This window comes from Caulobacter sp. CCUG 60055 (genome assembly GCF_022750545.1).
Classification (GTDB): domain Bacteria; phylum Pseudomonadota; class Alphaproteobacteria; order Caulobacterales; family Caulobacteraceae; genus PUIC01.
This window is the reverse complement of the sequence record NZ_PUIC01000005.1, coordinates 296539-314079: the sequence shown is the minus strand read 5'-3', so window position 1 is coordinate 314079 and position 17541 is coordinate 296539. Positions and strand designations below refer to the sequence as shown.

The 17541-nt window shown below is 70.6% G+C and carries 14 protein-coding genes; 2 read left to right on the top strand and 12 right to left on the bottom strand.

Annotated features, from left to right (window positions below; all coding sequences use genetic code 11):
• Positions 1-37: 37 nt before the first annotated feature.
• From C5708_RS10350 to C5708_RS10325, 6 genes are all read right to left on the bottom strand, one after another.
• Positions 38-2539: a TonB-dependent receptor gene (locus C5708_RS10350; RefSeq protein WP_242920709.1), complete on the bottom strand. Its 2502-nt coding sequence runs from the start codon at positions 2537-2539 to the stop codon at positions 38-40.
• Positions 2540-2710: 171 nt separating this feature from the next.
• Positions 2711-3895 carry a Na+/H+ antiporter NhaA gene (gene nhaA / locus C5708_RS10345; protein ID WP_242920707.1) on the bottom strand — a complete coding sequence of 395 codons (1185 nt, stop codon included), beginning with the start codon at positions 3893-3895 and terminating at the stop codon, positions 2711-2713.
• A 60-nt stretch (positions 3896-3955) separates the two neighbouring features.
• Entirely contained in the window at positions 3956-5365 is a 1410-nt protein-coding gene (gene otsA / locus C5708_RS10340) for an alpha,alpha-trehalose-phosphate synthase (UDP-forming) (protein WP_242920705.1), read from the bottom strand.
• Positions 5362-7167, bottom strand: a complete 1806-nt coding sequence (locus tag C5708_RS10335) for a glycoside hydrolase family 15 protein (protein ID WP_242920703.1) — start codon at positions 7165-7167, stop codon at positions 5362-5364. The genes otsA and C5708_RS10335 overlap by 4 nt, the downstream gene beginning before the upstream one ends.
• Complete coding sequence (otsB, locus tag C5708_RS10330; protein WP_242920701.1) at positions 7164-7913, bottom strand: trehalose-phosphatase; 750 nt, start codon at positions 7911-7913, stop codon at positions 7164-7166. Before otsB ends, C5708_RS10335 begins: the two co-directional genes overlap by 4 nt.
• A gap of 112 nt (positions 7914-8025) precedes the next feature.
• Complete coding sequence (locus tag C5708_RS10325) at positions 8026-8796, bottom strand: enoyl-CoA hydratase (RefSeq protein WP_242920692.1); 771 nt, start codon at positions 8794-8796, stop codon at positions 8026-8028.
• Between the two features lie 220 nt (positions 8797-9016).
• Here C5708_RS10325 and C5708_RS10320 point away from each other — a divergent pair, with 220 nt between their 5' ends.
• Positions 9017-9607, top strand: a complete 591-nt coding sequence (locus C5708_RS10320) for an ATP-binding protein (protein WP_242920690.1) — start codon at positions 9017-9019, stop codon at positions 9605-9607.
• 6 nt (positions 9608-9613) lie between these two features.
• Here the strand turns inward: C5708_RS10320 and C5708_RS10315 are convergent, their stop codons facing one another.
• From C5708_RS10315 to C5708_RS10290, 6 genes are all read right to left on the bottom strand, one after another.
• Complete coding sequence (locus tag C5708_RS10315) at positions 9614-10702, bottom strand: SDR family oxidoreductase (RefSeq protein WP_242920688.1); 1089 nt, start codon at positions 10700-10702, stop codon at positions 9614-9616.
• Positions 10703-10778: 76 nt separating this feature from the next.
• On the bottom strand, positions 10779-11501 hold the full coding sequence (locus C5708_RS10310) for an autoinducer binding domain-containing protein (protein ID WP_242920681.1): 723 nt from the start codon (positions 11499-11501) through the stop codon (positions 10779-10781).
• A gap of 141 nt (positions 11502-11642) precedes the next feature.
• Positions 11643-12602, bottom strand: coding sequence for an SH3 domain-containing protein (locus C5708_RS10305; protein ID WP_242920679.1), 960 nt, complete (start codon positions 12600-12602; stop codon positions 11643-11645).
• 107 nt (positions 12603-12709) lie between these two features.
• Positions 12710-13846, bottom strand: coding sequence for an acyl-CoA dehydrogenase family protein (locus C5708_RS10300; protein ID WP_242920677.1), 1137 nt, complete (start codon positions 13844-13846; stop codon positions 12710-12712).
• Positions 13846-14463, bottom strand: coding sequence for a 2-hydroxychromene-2-carboxylate isomerase (locus C5708_RS10295; protein WP_242920675.1), 618 nt, complete (start codon positions 14461-14463; stop codon positions 13846-13848). Before C5708_RS10295 ends, C5708_RS10300 begins: the two co-directional genes overlap by 1 nt.
• A gap of 8 nt (positions 14464-14471) precedes the next feature.
• Positions 14472-15665 (bottom strand): acyl-CoA dehydrogenase family protein, encoded by a 1194-nt coding sequence (locus C5708_RS10290; RefSeq protein ID WP_242920673.1) that lies wholly within the window; start codon positions 15663-15665, stop codon positions 14472-14474.
• Between the two features lie 177 nt (positions 15666-15842).
• Between C5708_RS10290 and C5708_RS10285 the strand changes: the two genes are divergently transcribed.
• Positions 15843-17525 carry a bifunctional lysylphosphatidylglycerol flippase/synthetase MprF gene (locus C5708_RS10285; protein ID WP_242920671.1) on the top strand — a complete coding sequence of 561 codons (1683 nt, stop codon included), beginning with the start codon at positions 15843-15845 and terminating at the stop codon, positions 17523-17525.
• Positions 17526-17541 lie beyond the last annotated feature (16 nt).

Here is a 17541-nt window from a genome sequence, read left to right as displayed (position 1 = left end):
CGGGGCCGGCGTGCGGCCCCGTCCCCTCTTTTAGCTCTTAGAACTTGGCCCGCAGGGTCACGCCGTAGGTGCGCGGCGCGCCGAGGAAGGCGTCGTAGGTGATGGTGTCGCGGGTCGGGTCGTAGGTCGTGTGGGTGGCGTCGAGGCCCGACGAGCCTTGCAGCGGCCCGTTGAACACCACCTGCTTGTATTCCTGGTCGAACAGGTTCTGGGCCCAGACCTCGACGGTCCAGCGGTCGTCCTTGGTGCTGAGGCCGGCGCGGGCGTTGAACAGGGTGAAGGCCTTCTGCATCTTCGGCGGGAACAGGTCCGACCCGGTATTGTAGTCCGAGGTGTACTTGGCGCCGATGTTGAAGCGGGCCTTCAGCATGTCGCTGACCGGCGTCTCGTAGGTGACCGAGGCCGAACCCGACCATTCCGGCGCGAACGACAGGCGCGAGCCGGGCAGCAGGGCCAGGGCGTTGGTCGGATCGTTGGGGATCTTCTGGTCGCCGTAGGTGGTGTCGGCGTAGGTCAGGCCGCCCTGGACGCTCAGGCCCTGGACCGGGGTGAACCACAGCAGGTCGATGTCGACGCCCTTGGACTCGACCTCGGGGATCGAGCGCACGGCGAACGAGGTGCCGAGGAAGGTGTTCAGCTGGAAGTCGGTGAACTTCTGGTAGAACAGCGCCGCGTTCAGCAGCAGCGAGCGGTCGAGCAGGGTGGTCTTGGCGCCCAGCTCGTAGCTGTCGACGAACTCGGCCGGGAACGAGGTGTCGTAGATCGGCATGATGCCCGGCAGGCCGCTCTGCAGGCCGTTGGACGACTGGGTGCGGTCGAGGTTGAAGCCGGCGCCCTTGTAGCCGCGGGCGTAGGAGGCGTAGGTCATCACCTCCGGCGACCACCGGTAGGCGACCTTGGCCGTGCCCGACCATTCGCTGCTCGACAGGCTTTGCGAATTGGCGCGGCCGTTGAACAGCGGGTTGGCCCAGGGCAGGCACATGTTGCCGAGGATGGTCGGCTGGGCGGCCAGCGGGATGCCCAGGGCGGTCCACGCCCCCGCGGCCTGCCGCGCGATGGCGGTGGCGCAGCCTATGCCGCCGTCGCTGGTGCTCTGCGAGGTGTTGAGCGACTTGTCCTCGGAGGTCCAGCGCAGGCCTACGGTCAGGTCGAGCTTTTCGGTGATGTGCCAGGTGTCGTTGGTGAAGAGGGCGTAGGTCTTGCTCTCCTGGGTGTAGTGGTCATAGAGGCCCTGACCCGCCGCGAAGCTGGTGCCCGGCGCGCGGCCGTTGAGGCCGGCGACGAAGTTGGGGTTGCCGCCGGACAGCAGCATGCTCAGGTACTTCTCGTAGTCCGAGCCGTAGAGGAAGTTGGCGCCGTTGCTCAGCTGCTCGCCGGCGAAGAAGCCGCCGACCAGCCAGTCGACCTTGCCCACCTGGCCGGCCAGGCGCAGTTCCTGGCTGATGGTGGTGAAGCGCGAATAGTTGGTGCCGTCGTTCTGGCGGTAGGTGATGTCGGCGGTGGTGAAGTCGGAGTCCTGGCCGTTCTTGGTCTCCCACCGGCGCACGGCGGTGACCGAGGTCAGCTTGCCGAACGGCAGGTCGACATTGGCCTCGGCCGACACGCCGCCGTCCTCGACCTGAGAGCCGACCGCGCGGTTGGAATAGGCTTTGCGCGCCGAAGGGTTCGGATAGATCGACAGGCCCGTCGATGGCGCGGCCAGGGCGTTGATGATCGCGGCGGTCGGTCCGGTGCGGATCTGCACGGCGGCGCAGCAGTTCTCGTCGCGCTTGGTGTAGTCGGCGATGAACTTGATGCTGACGTCGGACGAAGGCGTGAACAGCACCTGGCCGCGAATCGTCCAGAAGTTCTGGTCGGCGTCCTCGGTGGTGGTGCTGGGGCCCTTGCCGTTGACCACGTCGTTGAAGCCGTCGCGCTTGCGGGCGGCGAAATAGAGCCGGCCGGCGGCGACGTCCTGGACGATGGGGCCGGTGACCGACACCGAGCCGCCGACGGCGCCGTAGTTGCCGGCCGTCAGCTCGGCGTTGCCGCCGAAGGTGAACTCCGGCTCTTTGGTGATGATGCTGATGACGCCGGCCGAGGTGTTCTTGCCGAACAGCGTGCCTTGCGGGCCCTTCAGCACCTCGATGCGCTGCATCTCGCCGAGGTCGCCGAAGCTGACGCCGTTGCGGGGGCGATAGACGCCGTCGATCACCACGCCGACCGAGGATTCCAGGCCGGGGTTGTCGCCGACGGTGCCGACGCCGCGGATGCGGGCGGTGGTCGAGGCCTCGGAGGTGGTCGAGGTGACGGTGAGGCCGGGGGTCAGGATCGTCAGGTCCTTGATGTCCTTGACGCCGGTGTCCTGCAGCAGCTTCTGCGGCAGGGCCGTGACCACGATCGGGACGTCCTGCAGGTTCTGCTCGCGCTTCTGGGCGGTGACGACGATCTCGTCGACGGTGCGCGGCGCCTCCTGGGCCTCGGCCGCGACGGCGGCGCCGGTCACGACGGCGAGCACGGCGACGGAAGCCGTCGCCTTGACGTATTGGGAGAACCTCATTTCCTACCCCGGTGTAGCGCGGCGCGCGCGCCGCCTTGTTGCAATGCGCCCCGTATTCGGGGTCGTTGCGCAACGCTAAACGGCCGTTCGGAAGGGCGCAAAGCCGTCAAACCGCGTTCGATGACGAAAACTGGACGCTGTGACGGAAAAGCGACAGCTTTTGGCGGGGCCTCAGGCCTCGACCGGCCTGCGGCGCGCGCTCCAGGCCAGGACGGCCATGCCGGCCAGGGCGGACGCCGCCGATCCGGCGATGACGCCCAGGCGCACCTGCGTCTGGATCAGCGGGTCGCGCGGATCGAAGGCCAGGGCGCCGATGAACAGGCTCATGGTGAACCCGACGCCGCACAGCAGCGCCGCGCCGTAGAGGTCGAGCCAGGTCGCGCCCGAGGGCCGGCGCGCCAGGCCAAGGCTCACCGCCAGGGCCGACAGGGCCAGGACCCCGACCTGCTTGCCGATCAGCAGCCCGGCCATGATGCCCAGGGGAACCGGCGCGAACAGCTGGCCCAGCGACAACCCCTTGAACGAGAAGCCGGCCGCGACGAAGGCGAAGAACGGCAGGATGCCGTAGGCGACATAGGGGTGCAGGCCGCTCATCGCCCGCTTCAGGGCGCTCTCGCGGCCGGGGCGCGGGGCGGCGATCGGCACGGTCAGGGCGGCGGCGACGCCCGCCAGCGAGGTGTTGACCCCCGATTCCAGCGCCAGCGCCCACACCGCCGCGAAGCCGACGGCGTAGAGGAACAGCGGCGCCGAACGCCAGAACGACATCAGCGCCATCGCCGCCAGCACGCCGCCGGCGGCGGCCAGGGCCCAGACCTGCACCTTGGCGGTGAACAGCACGGCGATCAGGGCCACCGCGCCCAGGTCGTCGGCGATGGCCAGGGTCAGCAGGAACACCCGCAGCGAGGCCGGCAGGCGCGGCCCGATCGCGGCCAGCGCCGCCAGGGCGAAGGCGATGTCGGTGGCGGCGGGCGTCGGCCAACCGCCGGGTTGGCCGTTCGGCCCGAGGTTGAAGGCCAGATAAACCAGGGCGGGCGCGACCATCCCGCCGACCGCCGCCAGCACCGGCAGGGCCAGCTTGCGCGGATTGGACAACTCGCCCTTGAGGATCTCGTACTTGATCTCCAGGCCGACGACGAAGAAGAACACCGCCATCAAGCCGTCCTTGGTCCATTTGAGGACGGACTTGGTGTGGTCGAAAGCGCCGATATGGATGGTCAGGTCGGCGTTGATGAAGGCGAAGTAGCGGGCCGCCCAGGGCGAGTTCGCCCACAGCAGCGCCAGCAGCGCGGCGACGCCCAGGAAGGCGCCGGCGCCGGCTTCGGTCTTCAGGAAATCGAGAGTCGGACGGGACGCCATCGGGCCTGAATAGCATGGCGCCGGCGGCGCGGGACTGAAATCGGCGTGAAAGCCGCCGCCTCAGGCGGTCTGGGCCGCGCCGCGCGGAACGGGGCGGCGCACCGCCTCCAGCGCCTGAACGAAGGCGTCGCGCCAGGCGGCGACGTCGTGGGTCGCGACGCCGTGCTGCAGGATCTCCCACCGCCGCTTGCGCTCGGCCCGGTCCATCGACAGGGCCCGCTTCAGGGCCTCGGCGGTCTCTTCCGGCGAGAACGGGTTGATGATCAGGGCGTCCTTCATCTGGGTGGCCGCCCCGGCGAACCGCGACAGCACCAGCACGCCGGGATCGGCCGGGTCCTGGGCGGCGACGAACTCCTTGGCCACCAGGTTCATGCCGTCGCGCAGCGGCGTGACCAGCCCGACCTTGGCGGCGCGGTAGATGCCGGCCAGCTCGTCGCGCCGATAGTTGCGGTTGACGTAGCGCACCGGCGTCCAGTCCATGTCGGCGTAGGCGCCGTTGATATGGCCGGCCAGGGCGTCGAGCCGGGCGCGGATGTCCTGGTAGGCGTCGACCTGATCGCGGGTGGGCGGGGCGATCTGCAGCATGAAGACCTCGCGGCGCAGCGCCGGATTGTCGGCCAGCAGCCGCTCGAAGCCCTGCAACCGCTCCTCCAGGCCCTTGGAGTAGTCCAGACGGTCGACGCCGACGATCATGGCGCGGAAGGCGCCGGAGGCGGCGATGCGGTCATAGGTGCGCGCCGCCGCCGCCGACCGCGTGGCGCGGGCGAAGTCCTCGGCGTCGATGCCGATGGGGAAGGCGCCGGCCCGAACCGTCCGGCCGAACGCCGACAGCCGGCCGTCGGGCAGGACTTCGCCGCCGACCTCGTGCGAGACGTAGTCGCGGAAGGCGTCGAGCCACTCCTCGGTCTGGAAGCCGATCAGGTCGTAGGCGAACAGCGCCTCGGCCAGCTGGCGGTGCCGGGGCAGCGTCGCCACCAGTTGGCGCGCCGGCCAGGGGATGTGCAGGAAGAAGCCGATGGGATTGTCTACCCCCAGCCGGCGCAGCTCCCGCGCCATCGGGATCAGGTGGTAGTCGTGGATCCAGACCAGGTCGTCCTTCTCGATCAGCGGGCGGACGGTCTCGGCGAAACGGCGGTTGACGCGGTCGTAGCCCTGGCCGAACGAGCGGTCGTAGGCGGTCAGGTCGATGCGGTAGTGGAACAGCGGCCACAGCGTCTTGTTGGCGTAGCCGTTGTAGTATTCCTGCACGTCGACCTCTTCGAGGTCGACCGTGGCGACGGTGACGCCCTCGGCCCGCTTCATCGACAGGTGGCCGGTGAACTCGGGCGTGGTCTCGCCGCTCCAGCCGAACCACACGCCGGAATATTCCCGCAGCGCCGCCGCCAGGGCCATGGCTAGGCCGCCCTGGGTCGCCGAGCCCTTGGGCGAGGGCGGCGTCACCCGATTGGAGACCACGATCAGCCGGCTCATCGCACCGAGCTCCACGGCCGGCTGAGCAGGGCGGCGCAGTTGATCAGCCCGACCAGCGAATAGGTCTGGGGATAGTTGCCCCACAGGGCGCCGTCGCTGAGCGAGATGTCCTCGGACAACAGGCCGGCGGCGGTGCGGTGCGACAGCATCTCCTCGAACAGCGCGCGGGCCTCGTCGCTCCGCCCGGACAGGTGCAGGGCCTCGATGAGCCAGAAGGTGCAGAAGTTGAACGCCGTCTCCGGCGCGCCGAAATCGTCGGGAATGACGTAGCGCATCAGATAGGGGCCGCGCTTCAGGTCGCGCTCGACGGCCTGGAACGTGGCCTGGTGGCGCGGGTCGTCGGGCGACAGGAACCGCAGGTCGACCAGTTGCAGCAGGCTGGCGTCCAGCTCGTCGCCGCCGAAGCTGGCGGCGAAGCGGCCATGCTCGGCGTTCCAGGCGTCCTTCTCGATCCGCGCGCGGACGATCTCGGCGCGCGCCTTCCAGAAGGCGGCGCGGTCGGTCAGGCCGAGGGCCTCGGCGACGTTGCCCAGCCGGTCGCAGGCCGCCCAGCACATCACCGAGGAATAGGTGTGCACCGCCGCCCGGGTGCGGAACTCCCACAGACCGGCGTCGGGCTGGTCGTGCAGGGCGAAGGCGCGGTCGCCGACCTTCTCCAGGGCATGGAAGTCCTCGATCGAGCCCGGCCGCAGCAGCCGCTCGTCGAAGAAGGCGTGGGCGGCAGACAGGATGATCTGGCCGTAGACGTCGTGCTGGTGGTGCTCATAGGCCTGGTTGCCGGACCGCACCGGTCCCATGCCGCGAAAGCCGGGCAGGGCGTCGACGGTGCGCTCGCCGAGGCCAAGCTCCAGGCCGACGCCGTAGACCGGCTGGATATGGCCGCCGCCCGCCTGCCCGACGAGGTTGCGCAGATAGCCGAGATAGTTCTCCAGCATGTCGGCCGCGCCCAGGCGGTTCAGGGCTTGGACGACGTAATAGGCGTCGCGCAGCCAGCAATAGCGATAGTCCCAGTTGCGGCCGCTGTTCGGGGCCTCGGGGATCGAGGTGGTCAGGGCCGCGACCACGGCGCCGGTCTCCTCGTAGGCGCAGAGTTTCAGCGCGATGGCCGCGCGGATCACCGCTTCCTGCCATTCCAGCGGCACCGTCAGGGTTCGGACCCATTCGCGCCAGGCGGTCACCGTCTCGTCGCGCATGCGCTTGAGGGTCGACAGCAGCTCGGCGTCGAAGCCCTCGTCCGGGCCGAGGAAGAAGCCCAGCTCCTTCTCCAGGCGAAAGGTGCGGCCAGAGACCACGTGGCTGACCGGGCAGTTGGTGGTCAGGCGCAAGGTGACGTCCGAGCACAGGAAGCGGACGTGGTTGGAGCCGGAGGTGCTCTCGGCCTCGCGCGCGCCCCAGTCGGCCGCCGGCTTCAGCCGGACGCGCGCCGCCGTCGTCCCGCTCAGGGGGCGTACGATGCGGACGAAGGCGGTCGGGCGGTAGATGCGTCCGAACTGGCGATAGCGCGGGCAGAAGTCGATGATCTCGATCGCCGCGCCGGCGGCGTCGATCAGCTCGGTGCGCAGCACGGCCGTGTTGCGCAGGTAGCTCTGGCGCACCTCTGCGAGGTCGTCGATCTCGATCGCCCACAAGCCTATGGCCTTGGCATCGGCCGGATCGCGGCTGGACAGCAGGTTGGAGAACACCGGGTCGGCGTCGACGCGGGGGGCGCAGGCCCAGACGAAGCGGCCCTGGCGGTCGATCAGCGCGCTGGCCGCGCAGTTGCCGATCGGGAACAGGTCGAGATCGTGCGGGCCGCCGTTCACGCCGCCGCCTCCAGCCAGGCCAGCACCGCCTCCACGTCGGGCAGGCGGAAGCGGGCGGCCGTCGGCCGGCCGGGGCCGACCAGCACGCCGAAGCCGCCCAGGTCGCGGGCGGCGGCGAAGGCGTCCTCGTCGGTCAGGTCGTCGCCGACGAAGACCGGCGCGTGGCCGGCGAACGGCCGCTCGGCCATGAACACCCGCAGGGCGTCGCCCTTGTCGGCGCCGGGCGTGCGCAGCTCGACCACCATGTCGCCGGCCTGCAGGGTCAGCCGTTCCTGGGCGGCGATGCGCCGGGCGGTCTCCTGCACCGCGTCGGCGCAGTCTGGCGAGCGGCGATAGTGCAGCGCCACGCTCAGCCCCTTGTCCTCGACCAGCAGGCCCGGATCGGCGCCGGCCAGGGCCTCGAAGGCGGCCTTGGCGACGGCGACGCCGGGATGGGCGGGGGCGCGGATCACCGCGCCGTCCTGGCGGCGCCGCTCCAGGCCGTGGACGCCGGCCGCCGCCGTCACCGCCCCTTCGAGGATGCGGTCGACGTCGGCGATGGGGCGGCCGCTGATCACCGCCAGGCGGCCGCCGGCCCGCTCGCGCAGGGCCGCCAGCAGGCCGTTGCGCCGGGCGTCCGGCTTCACGGCGTCGGGCGTCGGCGCGATGGGCGCGACGGCGCCGTCGAGGTCGAGAAACAGGGCCGTCAGGCCAAGGTCCAGGCGCGGCGGCGCAGCCAGCCTTTCGGCCGTTTCGGTGTCGGTCATGCCGCTCCCGATATGATGCTAACGTCAGGCGCCGGCTCTCGGGAAACCGAGGGCCGGGCGTATCGGAAACGCCCGGCCGGACAGGGAAGTTCCCTCGCGGGGGCCGCCGGCCTCAGGTCTGGCCGCGTCCGCGCTCCATCACCGCCGCGCGCCGGGCGGCCACCGACTGGGCGCTGACGCCGGGATTGAGCCGCGCCGAAACCTCCGCCTCGCAGGCCATGGCCTCGCCGAACGGCAGGGCGTAGCCGGCCTCGATCAGGGCCTTGTAGTCACGCTGGGGTTCGGCCGGAACCGAGGCCATGTCGCGGGCGAGCCGCAGGCAGGCCGGCATCAGGGCGTCCGCCTCGACCACGCGGTTGACCAGGCCCCAGCGCTCGGCCGTCGCCGCGTCGAGGAAATTGCCGGTCAGCGACAGCTCCTTGGCCCGGTACGGCCCGATCAGCCGCGACAGTTTCTGCGACAGGCCCCAGCCGGGCATGATGCCGACCCGGGCGTGGGTGTCGGCGAACCGCGCCGCCGTCGAGGCGATCAGCACGTCGCAGGCCAGGGCCAGTTCGAAGCCGCCGGTGATCGCCGCGCCGTTGATCGCGCCGATGATCGGCTTGGGGCAGGTGTCCATCGCGGCCACCGGATTGGCGCTTGGGTCGGCGCCGACCGCCGAGCCCAGCTCGCCCTCGGCCTGGCCCAGCTCCTTGAGGTCGAGGCCGGCGCAGAAGGCGCGGCCGGCGCCGGTCAGGACGATGACGCGCACGCCGTCGTCGGCGGCAAGGTCCAGCAGCGACTGGCGCAGGGCCGTCCGCAGCCCTCGCGACAGGGCGTTCATGGCTTCGGGCCGGTTCAAGGTGACGACGGCGACCGTGTCGGTTTTTTCGACGTTCAGCATGTGGTCTCCGCGGGGTGTCTTCGTTTTCTATCATAGGGCGCATGCAGTCGCCGCCGATGCCGAGCCAATAGGTCGCAGGGGCGCGTGATTGCAAAGTTGAAACAAAGCCCCCAATTCGGGGGACGCGCAGGAAGCGCGATCCTGACGCGCGGCGGATGGTCGCGACGCAGAACAAGGGCGGCGTTGCTACGTTGCTTCGACGGGGCTGATCGAGGTGTGCATGCATAACGAGGCCGAGGTCTCCGCCGAGCTGCGCCATCGTCTGAGCAACGTCCTGCAGTTGCTGACCACGCTTGGGCGCATGCGGCTTTCAAGGACCCAGGACGCCGAGGCGCGGCGCCAGGTGGGCTGGCTGCTCGAGGCCACCGGCGCCCTGGGCGTGCTTCATCACCGCATCGGCGCCGCCGAGGCCGGCGACTTCTCCGCTTTCCTGACCGAGATGGCCCCCGTCTGGCGCCGCCGGATCGGCAGGCGGCCGGTGCGCATCGAGATCGAGGCCGAGCCGGTGGTGGTGCGCGAGAATTCCGCCTCGGCCCTGGCGGTGATCGTCAACGAACTGGTGTCCAACGCCATCGTCCACGCCTTCGCCGACGGCCGCCCCGGCTGCATCACCGTCAAGCTGCGCGGCGCCGGCCGTGACGCCGCCGAGCTGGCGGTGAGCGACGATGGCGCGGGCTATGACGGCGAGGCCGCCCACACCTCCAAGCTCGGTCTTTGGCTGGTCTCCGGCCTCGCCGAGCAGCTGCGCGGCGAGATGGTCACCGACAGCCACGCCGGCGTGCGCGCGCGCCTGAATTTCCCGCTGAACTGACCGGGCTCAGGCCCTGGCCCTGACGGCCCTGGCCGGCGAAGCGTCCGGCTGCGCCCGGGCTTTGGCGACGGCTGGCGCAGGGCCTCGCCGCCGCCCCAGGGCGAAGGCCAGCCCCGCCGCCGCGCCGGCCAGGACCGCCAGGGCGAGGACGGCCTTGGGCCGCATCTGGGCGGCGGTGTAGAGGCTGGTCTCGCGCACGTCCTTGTAGAACGACCGCTCGCGCAGGTCGCCGCCGGGCTGATGCAGGTTGTCGCCCACGACCCGCCGCCGTCCGGCCTTGTCGCGATTGAGCATCGGCGTGAACCAGGCCAGCAGGGGGTCGGCCGCGAACGGCGCCAGCCCGGCCAGGGCCGCGACCAGCCGGCCGCCGGCGCCGATGGTGATCTCGCGCGTGCGGTGCTCGGCGGCGTACAGCACCGCCTGGGCCACCAGCGGCGTGGCGTAGACCGGCGGCGGGTTGCGCACCGGCGCGCCGGTCAGGTTGCGGGCGTGGTCCTTGTAGGGCGTATCGACCGCCGAGGGCTTGATCAGCGTCACCGACACCGGGGCCTTCTGCTCGATCATCTCCAGGCGCAGGGCGTTGGTGAACGCCCTGACCGCGTGCTTGGAGGCGCAATAGGGCCCCTTCAGCGGCACCGCCAGGTCGCCCAGCACCGAACCGATGTTGATCAGGGCGCCGCCGCCGTCGCGGGTCTTGAAATGCTCGACCGCCGCCAGCGAGCCGTAGACCACGCCCCAATAGTTGGTCTCCATCAGCCGGCGCTGGTCCTCGACCGGGGTGTCGGTGATATGGCCGAAGATCGACACCCCGGCGTTGTTGACCCAGGCGTCGAAGCCGCCGAAGCGGTCGAGGGCGGTCTGCACCACGGCGCGGACCTGGCTCTGGTCGCCGACGTCGGCGACGCAGTAGTCGGCCTTGGCGCCCTTGGCGGTCAGGTCGTCGCACACGGCCTTCAGCGCCTCGGCGTTGCGCGCGACCAGCAGCAGCCGGGCGCCGCGCTGGGCCGCCGCGCGGGCCGTCGACAGGCCGATCCCCGAGGTCGCCCCGGTGATGACGACGACCTGTTCGTTCAGCGGCTTCAGTTTCAGCTTCATTACGCGGCTCCGTTGGCGACCTCATTTAGGAACGGCGGCGCGCAAGGCCAGGTTCCTGCGGTCGCGGCGTTCGTCCTCAGCCGGCCAGCCAGCCGTGCTTGAGCGCCTCCAGCACGGCCAGCATGCGGCTGTTGACGCCCAGCTTCAGCTTGGCGTTGTCCATGTGCTTCTGCACCGTCGCGGCCGACAGGTCGAGGATGCGGCCGGTCTCCCACGCCGTCTTGCCCTGGCTGGCCCAGGTCAGGCACTCGATCTCGCGCGGCGAGAGCGGGCAGTCGCGCGGCGGCGCGTCGGCGCTCATCAGGCGCCGGCCGCGGCCGACATAGGCGTGGGTGGCGATGTGCAGGATCGAGCGGGTGGTGGGCGTGAAGTCCGGCGCCACCGTCATCAGCCGCATGGCGGTCACCGCGCCGGTGGCCTCGCGGATCGGGATGATCAGCCCCTCGGCCGGGCCGGCCTCGCGCGCCTCGTCGAACATGCGGGCGACGCGGGGGTCTTCCGCGCCGCGCCGGGCCTCGGTCCAGGTGAAGTCGCCGCCGCCGGCCAGGGCCCTGGGCACGCAGGGATCGACCTCGAAGTAGCGCTTGGCGTTGTAGTGGTCGCTCCAGAAGCTGTCCGGCCGGCCGAACAGGGTTCGCGGCGCCGGCGGCGACATCAGGTCGGCGACGTGGACATAGTTGAACCACCTGACGCCGAAGCGTTCGACCAGCAGGGCGAACTCTTCGTTCAGCGCTTCAAGAGGTTCACATCTGGGCGCGCGTTCGATGAAGCGAACCAGGGCGGCTAGGTCGGAAGGCACGATGCGCCGCAAATCGAGGAAACACAGGCCCTCGACAATGCCCGCTCGGAACGCGGGATGTCCAGCCCTATTCCCGCATGGGTGGTGGCCCGAGGCGAGCGAAGACGGCCGGGGGCGGTGCGCCGCCCGGCCGTTCGCCGATCAGCGCGGCGTCAGGAAGGCCGAGGAGATCCAGCCGCGGTTGCCGTTCTCGTCGTCGACCTGCCACCAGATGCCGTTCTTCTGACCGGTGGGATAGGCCATGTCGCCGGCGTGGAAGGTCAGCACCGCCTTGCCCTGGGTCGAGGGCGTGGAGCGCAGGACCTGGTTCGACTTGACGGTGTAGGCCTGCGAGCCGGCGTTGGCCGAGGCGGTTCCCGCCGCCGGCGCGTGGCTGGAGCGGATGTAGTTGACCAGGTCGATATAGGCGTTGAAGTAGGCGCCCGAGATCACCTTGCCGATGTCGGTGTCGGAATAGCCGCCGCCGGCCAGGGCTCCGAAGCCGGTGGTGCCGCCGAGGCCGCCGCCGCCGCCGAAGCCGATGTCGGTCTTCTGCGACACGCCCTCGGCCACGTAGAGCTGCTCGGTGGTGCGCGCGTCGACCAGGGTGATCAGCGTGTGCGCTTCCGACTTCTTGGTGCGCAGGCCGCCGGCCAGGGCGCCGAAGCCGCCGGGCAGCAGGCTGCCGGCGATGGCGCCGATGGCGTTGCCGCCCGAATTGGAGTTCGAATTGGCGATGTCGGGGATCAGGAAGTAGTCGGCGGCCGCCACCTGGCCCCGGCCGACGTTCGATCCGCGACGCAGGTCGCCGGTCTGGCCCAGGGCGGATTCGGTCTGGCGCATGGCCAGGCCGCCGTTGCGGTCGACGATGCGCAGGCAGCCCGAGCGGGCGGCGAACAGCTTCAGCAGCGCCTCGGGGCTGGACAGGTTGTACTGCAGCCACCAGCGGTTCTGCGGCTCCTGCACCGCCGCCGTGCCCAGGGGCCGGTCGCAGTGCGGCAGTTCCGGCGTGGCCGCGTTCTTCGGGCCCTTCTTGTCCATGCCGTACTGGGCGTAGGCCGGCGTCGAGAGCAGGCTGACGAACACCGCGCCGCAGGCGAGGGCGGAAACAATTTTCTTCATGGATAAACCCCAGTGACCCCTAGCGTCTTACTCTACAGGGGCTCGGATCGGGGTTCAACTTGCGGCGGCGGCTTCCGAGGCGCTCAATCGCGCCTGACGCCCCATTTTCAGAAGCCGAGCAGCCGGGCGTAGCGGTCGCGGTGATAGGACGCGCCTCCGTAGATCGCCTCGGCGGCCCGGGCCCGCTTCAGATAGAGGCCGGCGTCGTGGGCGTCGGTCATGCCGACGCCGCCGTGCATCTGGACCATCTCATTCGACGCCAGGTGCAGGGTCTCGCCGGCCTTGGCCTTGGCCAGAGAGGCCAGGGCCCCGGCGTCGGCGGAGCCGTTGTCGATGGCCTCCAGCGCCGCCTCGACGCAGGAGCGGGTCAGCTCCAGCTCGGTGTACAGCTTGGCGGCGCGATGCTGCAGGGCCTGGAAGGTCCCGATGGCCTGGCCGAACTGGGTGCGGGTCTTCAGATAGTCCAGCGTGACGTCGAAGGCCTGGGCGGCCGTCCCCAGCATCTCGGCGGCGAGGCCGGCGCGGGCGCGGTCCAGGGTCTCTTCCAGGATCGGCCAGCCGCCGCCCGCCTCGCCCAGGACGGCGGTCTCGGCGACGGTCACGTCCTTGAAGGTCAGGTTGGCGTAGCCGCGGCTGTCGGCGGTCTTCAGCGCCGTGCGCGTCAGGCCGTCGGCGTCGCCCTGGACCAGGAACAGGGTCAGGCCGTCGGCGTCGCCCGGCTGGCCGGCGGTGCGGGCGGCGACCACGATCAGGTCGGCCGCGCCGCCTTCCGGCACGAACGCCTTGCCGCCGTTCAGGGTCCAGCCGCGCCCGGACTTCACCGCCGTCAGGGCGGTCTTCTCCGGGGCGTGGTGCGCATGCTCGTCGACCGCCAGGGCGGCGACGATCGCGCCGGCGGCGATCTGCGACAGCCATTCCTCCTTCTGGGCCTCCGAGCCGCCGATCAGCAGCGCCGAGGCCGCCGTCAGGGCGGTGGACAGCAGCGGCGAGGCGGTCAGCGTCCTGCCGGTCTCCTCCAGCACCAGGCCCAGGCCCAGATAACCGAATTCGGAGCCGCCGTGGGCCTCGGGCACGATCACCCCGGTCCAGCCCATCTCGCCCATCTCGCGCCAGAGCGCCGGGTCGTAGCCCGCGCCATCGCCCGAATCGCGCAGCTTGCGGAAGGCGCCGACCGGCGATCGCGCCTGGACCCAGTCGCGGGCGGCGTCGCGCAGCATGGTCTGTTCTTCGGTCAGGATGGCCATCAGGCGTACTCTCCCTGGACGTCGTGGCGGCGGGCGGCCCATTCCAGGGCCTGCTCCAGCCGGTCGTTGCCCCAGAACAGCTCGCCGTCCTGGGTGATGAAGCTCGGGCTGCCGAACACCCCGTGGGCGGCGGCCTCCTCGACATTGGCGCGCAGGGCGGCCTTGACCGGCTCGCCGCGCGCGGCGCCCAGGGCCGTCGCCGGATCGCCGCCGGCCGCCGCGATCAGCGGGGCCAGCGTCTCGGGCGAGGCGATGTCCTGGTCGTGGACGAAGTTGGCTTCGTAGACCGAGCGGGCGAAGGCGCGCGTCCAGTCCTGGCCGTCGCCGGCCAGGGCGACGCGGGCCGGCAGCAGGCTGTCGCGGGGAAAGGCGGTGGGGCGATGGAAGGCCAGGCCGGCCTCGCCGCAGACCCGCTCCAGGTCGCGCCACATGTAGCGGCCCTTGACCGGGGCGGCGTTGAACGGGCTGTCGTCCAGCCCCTGCTGGTCGCGGAACAGCGGCCCCAGCAGGAACGGCCGCCAGCGCACCGTAACCCCCGCCGCCGCCGCCGCGTCGTCGATGCGCATCGCCGTCGGGTAGGAATAGGTCGAGGCGAACTCGTACCAGAATTCGAGCATGGCCGGGTCTACTGATGGTCCAGGAGGCCGAGCACGCGCTTGGCGACGACGTTGAGGTTGACCTCGCTGGTGCCGCCCTCGATCGAGTTGCCCTTCGAGCGCAGCCAGGCGCGGGTCTCGCCGATTTCGCGCGGGCTGAAGCCTTCGCCCGACCAGCCCAGTCCCTGCAAGCCTATGGCCTCGACCACCAGTTCCGAACGGTCCTGGTTCAGCTTGGCGGCGGCGTACTTGATGATCGAGGTGGCCGGCGACAGGCCCTTGCCGGCGCGCAGCTCCTGCTCGACGCGGCGGACGGTCAGGGCGAAGGCCTTGGCCTCCATCCTGTGGGCCGCGAGGCGCGCGCGCAGGTCGTGGTCGGCCAGGCGGCCGTCCGCGTCGGTCCCGACGTACTTCTTGGCGATGTCCTCGATCTCCAGGCCGCCGCCGGTTCCGCCGAAGCCGCCGGCCGAGATGTTCTGGCGCTCGTACTGCAACAGCCGCTTGGCGATGTCCCAGCCCTTGTTCAGCGCGCCCACCAGCTGAGCCTTCGGCACCTTCACGTCGGTGAAGAAGGTCTCGCAGAACGGCGAGGAGCCCGAGATCAGCTTGATCGGCCGCGCTTCGACGCCGGGGGTGGTCATGTCGAACAGCACGAAGCTGATGCCCTCGTGCTTCTTGCTGGTGTCGGTGCGCACCAGGCAGAAGATCCAGTCGGCCTGATCGGCGTAGGAGGTCCAGATCTTCTGGCCGTTGATCAGGTAGTGGTCGCCCTTGTCCTCGCACTTGGTCTGCAGGCCGGCGAGGTCCGAGCCCGCGCCCGGTTCGGAATAGCCCTGGCACCAGCGGATCTCGCCGCGGACGATCTTGGGCAGGTATTCCTTCTTCTGCGCCTCGTTGGCGTATTCGAGCAGCACCGGGCCCAGCATCCAGACGCCGAACGACATCAGGGCCGGGCGGGCCTTGATGCGGCGCAGCTCCTGCTCCAGCACCTTGGCCTCCTCGCCGGTCAGGCCGCCGCCGCCGTATTCCTTGGGCCAGGTCGGGGCGGTCCACCCGCGCGAGGCCATGCGGTCCATCCACAGCTTGATGTCGGGGTTCTTGTAGACGGCCTTGCGGCCGCCCCACGGCGCCTCGTCCTCGGTCATCGGCGTCTTGAGCGAGGGCGGGTAGTTGGCTTCCAGCCACGAGCGCGCCTCGTTGCGGAAGGCTTCCAGATCGGCCATCGGGCGCTCCCAAAAATCGTTTTGGATTGTTATGGTCACCTTAGCGTCGCCGTCCGGCAGGGCAAGGCGATTCAAACGAATGTTCGGCGCCGGGGCGGGGGCGCTCGTCCGGGGCCATGAAAAGGCCGCGCCAGTCGCGCTATGATTGCGTCCGGGTTGGACGCCTACAGGATTCGAATGCGTCTCTATCGAGAACTGAAGCCGGCGATCCTCGCGGTCGCGCCGACCGCGTCGGCCATACTGGTCCTGGCCGCCGGCATGATGCTGCTGGCCTCCGGGGCGACGCCGTCGGTGCCGGTGCGGTTCGCCATGCTGATGCGCGTCGCGCCGGCCATCATCATCGAGGTCAGCCACTTCGTGTCGAGCATCCTCGGCCTGGTGCTGCTGCTGCTGGCCTTCGGCTTGCGGGCCCGGCTCGACGCGGCCTGGGTGGCGACCCAGGTGGTGCTGGCCCTCGCCGCCGTCCTGGCCCTGTTCAAGGGGTTCAACTGGGAAGAGACGGTGATCCTGTCGCTGCTGCTGGCGCTGCTGTTCCCGTTGCACGAAGCGTTCACGCGCAGCGCGCGGCTGACGCGGATGGAGATCACCCCCGGCTGGATGCTGTCGGCCCTGGCCGCCGTCGTCGGCGCGGGCCTGCTCGGTCTTTGGTCGTTCCAGCATTCCGACTACGCCGACCAGGCCTTCTGGCGCACCCTGTCGGACGCCGACGCCGAGCGGGCGATACGCTCCTCGGCCGGGGCGGCGATCCTGTTGCTGGTGTTCGGCATCTGGCGGCTGTTCGCCACGGCGGCGACGCCGCCGGTGGTCGGCGACCAGGACTTCGACTTCGCGCGGGTGCGCGCCATCCTGGCGGCCGCCCAGGGGGCCGAGCCGGGCGCCAACCTGGCCCTGCTCGGCGACAAGCGGTTCCTGTTCTCGCAGTCGGGGGACAGCTTTCTGATGTTCGGCGTGCGCGGCCGCTCGTGGATCGCGCTGGGGCCGCCGGTCGGCAAGCGCGACGAGCGCATGGAGCTGCTCTGGCGCTTCCGCGAGCTGGCCGACGCCCACGCCGCGCGCCCGGCCGTCTACGCCATCGGGCCGGAGCTGCTGCCCGACGTGGTCGAGCTGGGCTTTTCGATCCAGAAGACCGGCGAGTCGGCCGCCGTGCCGCTGGAGGCGTTCTCGCTGCAAGGCCGCAAGCGCGAGGTGCTGCGCCGCAACTGGCGCAAGGCCGGCGAGAGCGGCGCCTCCTTCGAGGTGTTGCCGGCCGGCGAGGTCGCCGCCTTGATGGACGAGCTGGAGCGCATCTCCGACACCTGGCTCTCGCACCATTCCGGCGGCGACAAGAAGTTCTCGATGGGCGGCTTCGAGCGCCGCTATGTCGGCGAGTTCCCCTGCGCCCTGGTGCGGGTGGACGGCGCCGTCGTCGCCTTCGCCACCCTGTGGCCGACGGCGGACCGCACCGCCTTCTCGATGGACCTGATGCGCTATTCGGACGAGGCGCCGAAGAACATCATGGACTTCCTGTTCGTCGAGCTGATCGCCTGGGGGCGTGAGCAGGGCTATGTGGCGTTCGAGTTCGGCATGGCCCCGCTGGCGGGGCTGGAAGACCGGCCGCTGGCGCCGATCATGTCCCGGGTCGGCCGGCTGTTGTTCGAGCGCGGCGAGGACATCTACAATTTCCAGGGCGTGCGCCGCTACAAGGACAAGTACGACCCGGTCTGGCAGCCGCGCTACATCGCCGCTCCGCACAAATGGGCGATCCCGATCCTGCTGGCCGACGTCGGCCTGCTGTCCTCGGGCGGCGTGTCGGGCCTGACCAAGCGGCCCAAGAAGAACGGCGAGGCCGCCGCGCCGCAGGCCGCTCCGCAGCCGGCCTGAGGCCCGGACGGCGGCC

What these genes read in the sequence shown, in the direction of transcription:
- C5708_RS10350 (WP_242920709.1), bottom strand. Translation starts at nt 2,539, where the DNA reads ATGAGGTTCTCCCAATACGTCAAGGCGACGGCTTCCGTCGCCGTGCTC.
- nhaA (WP_242920707.1), bottom strand. Translation starts at nt 3,895, where the DNA reads ATGGCGTCCCGTCCGACTCTCGATTTCCTGAAGACCGAAGCCGGCGCC.
- otsA (WP_242920705.1), bottom strand. Translation starts at nt 5,365, where the DNA reads ATGAGCCGGCTGATCGTGGTCTCCAATCGGGTGACGCCGCCCTCGCCC.
- otsB (WP_242920701.1), bottom strand. Translation starts at nt 7,913, where the DNA reads ATGACCGACACCGAAACGGCCGAAAGGCTGGCTGCGCCGCCGCGCCTG.
- C5708_RS10325 (WP_242920692.1), bottom strand. Translation starts at nt 8,796, where the DNA reads ATGCTGAACGTCGAAAAAACCGACACGGTCGCCGTCGTCACCTTGAAC.
- C5708_RS10320 (WP_242920690.1), top strand. Translation starts at nt 9,017, where the DNA reads ATGCATAACGAGGCCGAGGTCTCCGCCGAGCTGCGCCATCGTCTGAGC.
- C5708_RS10315 (WP_242920688.1), bottom strand. Translation starts at nt 10,702, where the DNA reads ATGAAGCTGAAACTGAAGCCGCTGAACGAACAGGTCGTCGTCATCACC.
- C5708_RS10305 (WP_242920679.1), bottom strand. Translation starts at nt 12,602, where the DNA reads ATGAAGAAAATTGTTTCCGCCCTCGCCTGCGGCGCGGTGTTCGTCAGC.
- C5708_RS10300 (WP_242920677.1), bottom strand. Translation starts at nt 13,846, where the DNA reads ATGGCCATCCTGACCGAAGAACAGACCATGCTGCGCGACGCCGCCCGC.
- C5708_RS10295 (WP_242920675.1), bottom strand. Translation starts at nt 14,463, where the DNA reads ATGCTCGAATTCTGGTACGAGTTCGCCTCGACCTATTCCTACCCGACG.
- C5708_RS10290 (WP_242920673.1), bottom strand. Translation starts at nt 15,665, where the DNA reads ATGGCCGATCTGGAAGCCTTCCGCAACGAGGCGCGCTCGTGGCTGGAA.
- C5708_RS10285 (WP_242920671.1), top strand. Translation starts at nt 15,843, where the DNA reads ATGCGTCTCTATCGAGAACTGAAGCCGGCGATCCTCGCGGTCGCGCCG.